At 37.5% G+C, this 5,396-nt stretch carries 5 protein-coding genes and 1 pseudogene; 4 read left to right on the top strand and 2 right to left on the bottom strand.

Features of this window, described 5'->3' with window-relative positions; all coding sequences use genetic code 11:
- The 4 genes and pseudogenes from ACE01T_RS13005 to ACE01T_RS12990 all read left to right on the top strand — a co-directional run.
- A pseudogene (locus ACE01T_RS13005) lies at positions 1-98 on the top strand (IS5/IS1182 family transposase); the annotation flags it as partial.
- 270 nt (positions 99-368) lie between these two features.
- A complete protein-coding gene (locus ACE01T_RS13000) occupies positions 369-848 on the top strand; it encodes a copper resistance protein NlpE (RefSeq protein ID WP_237786758.1) in 480 nt (159 codons plus the stop codon).
- Positions 849-1,033: 185 nt separating this feature from the next.
- Positions 1,034-1,789: a copper resistance protein NlpE N-terminal domain-containing protein gene (locus ACE01T_RS12995; protein WP_395519405.1), complete on the top strand. Its 756-nt coding sequence runs from the start codon at positions 1,034-1,036 to the stop codon at positions 1,787-1,789.
- A 272-nt stretch (positions 1,790-2,061) separates the two neighbouring features.
- The gene (locus tag ACE01T_RS12990) at positions 2,062-3,243 is read left to right on the top strand and encodes a hypothetical protein (protein WP_395519404.1); all 1,182 of its coding nucleotides are present in this window, start codon (positions 2,062-2,064) and stop codon (positions 3,241-3,243) included.
- 40 nt (positions 3,244-3,283) lie between these two features.
- On the opposite strand, the gene ACE01T_RS12985 is transcribed toward ACE01T_RS12990, so the two are convergent.
- Both ACE01T_RS12985 and ACE01T_RS12980 read right to left on the bottom strand, forming a co-directional pair.
- Positions 3,284-4,444, bottom strand: a complete 1,161-nt coding sequence (locus tag ACE01T_RS12985) for a helix-turn-helix transcriptional regulator (protein ID WP_395519403.1) — start codon at positions 4,442-4,444, stop codon at positions 3,284-3,286.
- Between the two features lie 166 nt (positions 4,445-4,610).
- On the bottom strand, positions 4,611-5,396 hold a 786-nt coding region (locus tag ACE01T_RS12980; protein WP_395519402.1), incomplete at its 5' end, for a YadA C-terminal domain-containing protein.

The raw sequence follows: 5,396 nt of genomic DNA, 5'->3' as shown, positions 1-5,396 counted from the left end.
GGCTCTGGAAAAACTGTGAAAAGCACCTAAATACGAGCCTTCAGTTCATTAATTTAGCCTTTTTAAGGCTACTTTTGCATAGAAAATATTCTGGATAGGTTCTAACAACGTTGCTGAAATATAAAAGTGCAATATGCCCAATAAATAATCAATTAATATATAAATGTATAACTTTAGAGTTCAAATAAAATATGTAAAGTTGCTGTTTTGTTTTTCCGAAATTTCTTCCTCCTTAGCTCAGACTTTCTAATTCCACATTAAAATTCGCACAAAAAAAGGCATAACAAAGCCCCAACAAGATCGATATTTAACCCATCTGCATTTTTACGTAGTTTTTAAAGCTATATTTGGCTAAAAGGAACAATATCGTGAAAAAAATAATATTCCTCCTGTCACTGAGCAGCTTAGTTTTCACTGCGTGTAGTAAACCAGATACCAATACTCATGAAAGCAATACAGCTCCTGATCAACCCATGACCCAAGCTACCACAGCTGAACCGGCCGCAACTATGAGTGATACAGCAGAAACGTCACTGGATTGGCCAGGTGAATATAAAGGGGTTTTTCCCTGTGCTGACTGTCAGGGTATTGAGACCGAACTGGAATTAAAAGCTGATAAAACCTATGAGTTGAAACAGAAATACCTGGGTAAGGGAAAAAATAGTGAATTCAAAGTGAAAGGAACTTTTAGTTTTGATGCAGACAATCCCGCTATGATTAGCCTGGACCAAGCAGGAGAAAACCGTAAATTCTTTATTGGTGAAAATTTTGTTGAAGCACGCGATATAAAATCAGAAAAATTGATTGATTCCAAAATGAATTACAAATTACAGAAAGATGCTAATTAATTGCCCTATTTGAATATCACTCTTAATTCATTAAAAAGACTGAAAATCTGGCTTTTTTATTTGCCCTGCTTTGGGCAATCGTCATGATTTGCAACAAATAAATGACCTATTTCCTTCTGCCCTACTAGCCCGATCATGCTGTTATGATTATGGTTAAAAAATATTTTTCTCATTTGATGATCATAATGAAAAAAACAATGATAACCCTCAGTTTTTGCTCCTTACTCTGTTTAAGTGGCTGCGATAAGCCCAATTCTCCTTTAATTCAAGACCATGCTAAAACTAACGATCATCTGTCCAAGCCACAGAACCTGAAGACTCCGAACTGGACAGGACATTACAAAGTCTTTATTCCCTGTAAGGCCTGCGAGAAGAAACTTTTTTCAATACAGCTGCATCCCAACCAGACTTATACCCTCAAAGAAATTCAATTCTTTAAACAAAAAACCAAACAAAAACAGTCTTCTGGTACATTCAGTTTTGATCCTCAAAATTCCAGACTAATTCAGCTTACAGAAGATAAAAGCAATAAAATGCGTTATCTTTCGTGGCATGACCAATTTTTAGAACTTCGGGATCGACATAAAAATCAACGCAAGGATTTTGAAAAATATCAGATTCCTAAAATACAAAAGATAGAAGTGAATAATGCCCTGAAACATGTAGATATACAGGCAGATCTATTTAAAACTGAAAAAATACGGTCCAATAAAATAGAAAGCACCAAGCTGACTTATTTTTTTGAAATTAATAATCACTCAGACCGTGCCCTAAAAATACGCGACAGTGATATTGTACTGGTCGATGATAAAAATAATGAATATCCGGCCAGCATTGACAACAGTCCAGTTCCACCGATTCAGCCCAATAAAACCAATTACCATCTGGTCTCATTTATTCATTCCGAATCATCGCCACGGCTTTATATCAAAATTAAATAGCAGGCAGCTTGATCTATAAAAAATTTTCGTGAAATATGGGGATTTTTTATATCCCGTTCTCTTTTTTCTCATATTTACCAAACACTACATTTCTTTTTTATCATCAAAACCCAGCCTTACTCATGACATGGTTTATGGTCCAATAGACTGTTATAAAAAATAACAAATAAAGTCTCAAATTTACCTGTTTATCCTCATTTGAGGATATTTCCTGAGTACAGGCTTGACTATGCTTTTAGTCACTATAATCAAAGATGATAATGGAGTCGAAAATGAAAAAAGTGCTCTTGGCAGTTACCATCGCAGGTTTACTTACGGCATGTAATGATAATAATGATGATTCCAACCCGCCACCTACACCTACCACTCAACAGGGACAGTTAGTTGATGGTCCTGTATCTGGCGTTGAATACCAAACCAGTAGTGGGATCAAAGCTAAAACAGATGCAGAGGGTTATTTTAATTATAAGGCTGGCGACACCATTAAATTTTTTATTGGCGGTGTACAAATAGGTGACTCAGTTCCAGCTTCTCCTCGCATCACTCCAATGGAATTATCTACGCTTCAAAATGTTCGTGAAAATATTATCGTTTTCTTGCAAACACTGGATGACAATGCAAACCACGACGATGGCATTCAGATTAGTGATGCCGTTTTCACTGCATTGGCTGACAATACCATCAACTTCAACCAGACTTATGCTCAATTTATTACCGATCCTGCTTTTACCGAACTTAATAAAACTCCAATTGCATTAGAAACTGCACTCACTAATTCCAAAAATGCCTTCTATAAAGATATTGCAGGAAGTTGGGAATTAAACCGTACTGGACAAGGTGCCATTGTGGTTCATATAAGTCCTACCGGACAATATATATTAGGTGAAGTAGATTCAGCTAATCTAACTGGTAGCGGTGTGGAAACTGGTACCTTGGAATGGAATCCAAGTACGGGACAAATTAATCCAGTGATTGAGGTTGACACCAATGGCGATCTGGGTCTGTCTAATCCGAACGGAGGAGTAGCATTTACCCTACGTTATGATCGAACCAATGTAACCTTGACCGAATCTGGGGTAACTAATGGTGAAAATAAATTAAAACGGATTAGCACCACTGCAAACAATATTCAGGACAACTGGTTCAATGATACGAATGCACTTACATTCTTTAGTGACGGTTATTATATGTATATTGACAGTTTAGCAAGTGATAATTGTGGAACACCAACACCGGGGGTTGAATACGGTAAATATACCACGACCAATGGAACTGTGGTTGCCAGTCAAATTATAGTAGATACAACTGGCTGTTCGGGGCTTGTAAATGGGACAACACTCTACCCTCCATTCACCTACACTCTTGCTACTGGATCTTTAACGCTTGTCAGCGGTGAGATTTCATATACTTTCAATAAAGATTTCCTAACCGCTTCTACTGGTACTACTCAATAATGATCAAAATTAATCTATCCAGAACTGGATTCTGGATAGATTAACTCACATGCTCAAAATCGATGGTAACGCCCATAAGTTTATACAAAAATTCTGCCTGTGATTTACATTGCATTTTTGCATAAATATTTTTCAGATAGGTTCGTACAGAACTTAATGCTAATTGGTAATGGGCGGCAATCTGTTCCAGGTTATAACCATTCACAAATAATTCACACAATTCACATTCCCTGTTGGATAAACCATACACTTGTCTTAAATAAGACGAAGCCAGCTTATAATGCTGTTCAGTTTCAGTAATAAATAGCATGACATACGGTTTAAGATGATCTTTTAAATCGGTAAAATGTCGTGGACTGTTAAAAGGTGCAATGGTCAGCATAATTTTTTGTCCATACTGATCTTCCATGGCCAACACCCCTCCTACCTGTTTTTTAGCATAATTAGACTCTGGCTTAATGCTGGATATTAATTGCTCTAAATCTAATTGATATGGCTTGCTTATATTAATCTGGTTATTTTTATCGAGTTCGAATAACTTGGATTGTTCAAAAAAGTACTGTGCTTTTTGGTTGAGATAATACAATTCTCGATTCATATCAATGAGTAAAATTCCTGTTTTAATGGCATTTAGAATTCGGTATAAATTCCTGTTTTTGAGCCGAGCTAAACTTAATTGCTTGTGAATCTGTAATGCCCTGCGTAAATGCAAACCCAACCTTTTTAGAATATCCAGTTCATATTGCGTAAAGGGTTGATCTTGCTTGCCGCGATGAATACCGAGTACTGACCATTGATGATCACCATGATCCAGTAATAGACTGGCAATAAACCCGACGCCGGTCGCTTTTAAACATTTTTCATAAAAAACATATTCATCTGTAGCAAATAGCTGACCATATTGCGATAGATTCTGACTTAATGCATTTCCAACACCAACTTCTAACCAGAATGGCAAATGCAACTTCTGATTCATCGTTTTTATTTTTTCTTGCTGATAGGTTTCTAAACTGCAGGCTGGAATATTGTACGTGTGCACAAAGTTATAGGCAGGGTTCAATTGATCTAAAGCAGTAAACATGGCTGCCTGACTTTCAGTGTATTGAACAATTTGCTGAATCACTTTAGGCCATAAACTGGCATTCAAGGCAGCATCATAGATTTGTCCAATAATTTTATTCTCCAGCTCCTCTTGCATCATTTTCACCGGTCCTAAACAGATAAAAACTGAGTAATTATTTACCTTAAAGCATAGAGAACTAAGATGATTAGTCAAACAAAGGGTAAAAATAATATGAAAAAGCGTTAAAAAAAATCCCCGCACGAGGCGGGGATTTTTTGTTTAATCCATATTTTTTAACAGGTAATTATTTACCGCCAAAAACGTATGATACACCTACACGACCGCCAACTTCGTTACCGCCAGCGAAACCTACCGCAGCACTTACAGAAGTACGACCGTCAGCAAATACACTAGCAATACCTAGAGCACCTGCAGATTCACCTTCATAGTGACCTACACCGCCAAATACAGCGAACTGACCAGCACCAATGTTAGGGATTTGTTGTTGCGCAGCTAACGCGATAGCAATACCACGGTAAGAAGTTTTCTCAACGTCATCAACACGTGAATTTAACTGGTTCACACGTGAATTTACATTAGCCACTTGTGTATTTGTATAAGCATTTGCTGAAGCTAGAGTCACTACATCACCATTAGCAAATTCTGAACGAATCGCTTGACGATCTGTTGCTGCTGCTGCTAAACCGGCTGTACGAGCTGCTGCTTCAGTATCAATATTTGCTTGTAATTGAGTATCTGCTGCTACACGAGCTACTGCTTCATTTGCAACTTGACCATCTGTATAAAGATTTGCAGATGCTAAAGTCGCTGCATCACCAGCAATACGATCAACAACTTCTTGATCAACACGAGTATTTAATGCTGTATCTGCTGCTGCACGAGTAGCTGCTTCATTTGCAACTTGACCATCTGTATAAAGATTTGCAGATGCTAAAGTCGCTGCATCACCAGCAATACGATCAACAACTTCTTGATCAACACGAGTATTTAATGCTGTATCTGCTGCTGCACGAGTAGCTGCTTCAGTATCAATATTTGCTTGTAATTGAGTATCTGCTGCTGAACGAGT

The organism is Acinetobacter uliginosus (genome assembly GCF_044130295.1).
Lineage (GTDB): Bacteria > Pseudomonadota > Gammaproteobacteria > Pseudomonadales > Moraxellaceae > Acinetobacter.
Note: the sequence above shows the minus strand (reverse complement) of the source record. Positions and strands in the feature narration are given on the sequence as shown.

Excerpts from the sequence above, each read along its gene's own strand:
- ACE01T_RS12995 (WP_395519405.1), top strand. The coding sequence starts at position 1,034 with ATGAAAAAAACAATGATAACCCTCAGTTTTTGCTCCTTACTCTGTTTA.
- ACE01T_RS12990 (WP_395519404.1), top strand. The coding sequence starts at position 2,062 with ATGAAAAAAGTGCTCTTGGCAGTTACCATCGCAGGTTTACTTACGGCA.
- ACE01T_RS12985 (WP_395519403.1), bottom strand. The coding sequence starts at position 4,444 with ATGATGCAAGAGGAGCTGGAGAATAAAATTATTGGACAAATCTATGAT.